Below are 1161 nucleotides of genomic sequence, written 5' to 3' on the forward strand. Positions count from 1 at the left end.
GGATGGCACAATTATTTATGTTGAAGCTACAGAAGATTTAGACATTCCTACGGTATCAAGTCCCCAGGGTAAGCGCAAGAAAAAAATTGCCCATAATGTGCATTGGCTGGATATCGGTTGATCGTGACTCGAAACCCCTAAGAGTTAGTTTGTTGATAATAGTGCCATTTTTTTTATCAATAAGCTACAGCTTATTGATTCTTGCGCTTACCCTGTATGAAGTCCCGTTATCTTTACGTTATTTCCTAACAGTAGAAAAAAAAAAGATAACAACAAGTCATTTTAATCCCCATTATGGGCGTTATTGGTATTTGATTTTGCCTGTTTATACAATAGTTTTAAGCAATGGTTGCAATGCTTACGACCAACATGTACTGTGCTTTCTTGTGTTGACTTTGTTGTGGAACACGGTCAACTCCTAGGACTAGGCCGTATAAAAGCATGAGAGTTGATTGTAGCGACTGATAAATAGTGACCAATGGGAACTGGTTGCTGGTCACTCAGTAACTGAAAAACTTCCTAAATTAACCACCTTAACGGTACATGAAATAAACACTTTAATTTAAACTGCCACTGAAATCTGTTTGCCATCTGGACTAAAAGCGATATCAGTGACACTACCTGTATGACCTTCTAGTGGATGGATTAGTAGACCGGAATCTGTGTCCCATGGAGCATTTAGTAACATGGCTTGTTCTGAAAAAGTGGGATAGTTTCTTCCTTCAGTATCTTCGTTACCTTTACTCTACTTTTTTTTGAAAAAGTGTCTTTTTAGTTTCGCTCCAGCTGCTATATTCTAGACATGTTTCTCCAGCGGCTTTGGCTTCCTCGCTTTTAGGTTCCACAAGGACAGGATGGTGGCGTAATCTATTGCAGGCTAAAGAAAGCCAGGATTGCCAATTGCCTCCGTGCCACAAGCGCACTGTCCCGTCCGATCCACCACTGACAATATATTGACCATTGGGGCTAAAAGCGACTGAAATTACAGAACCTTTATGCCCTAGGAAAGGAAGTCCAATGGAATTACCATTCTTGTCCCACAGCCGTAGTGTGCTGTCCTCTCCACCACTAACAATGTACTGACTATCAGGACTAAAGGCGACCGAATTGACAGAATCCTCATGCCCTTGGAAAGGAGATCCCATAGAATTACCTTGTTTA

General features: G+C 41.0%; 1 protein-coding gene and 1 pseudogene. Both read right to left on the bottom strand.

Annotated elements, in window-relative coordinates; translation table 11 throughout:
• Positions 1–562: 562 nt before the first annotated feature.
• Positions 563–688 (bottom strand): hypothetical protein, encoded by a 126-nt coding sequence (locus tag F6K49_RS51250; RefSeq protein ID WP_293110615.1) that lies wholly within the window; start codon positions 686–688, stop codon positions 563–565.
• 52 nt (positions 689–740) lie between these two features.
• Positions 741–1161 (bottom strand): annotated as a pseudogene (locus F6K49_RS51255) (hypothetical protein); the annotation flags it as partial.

The sequence above is a fragment of the Moorena sp. SIO3I6 genome (genome assembly GCF_010672095.1).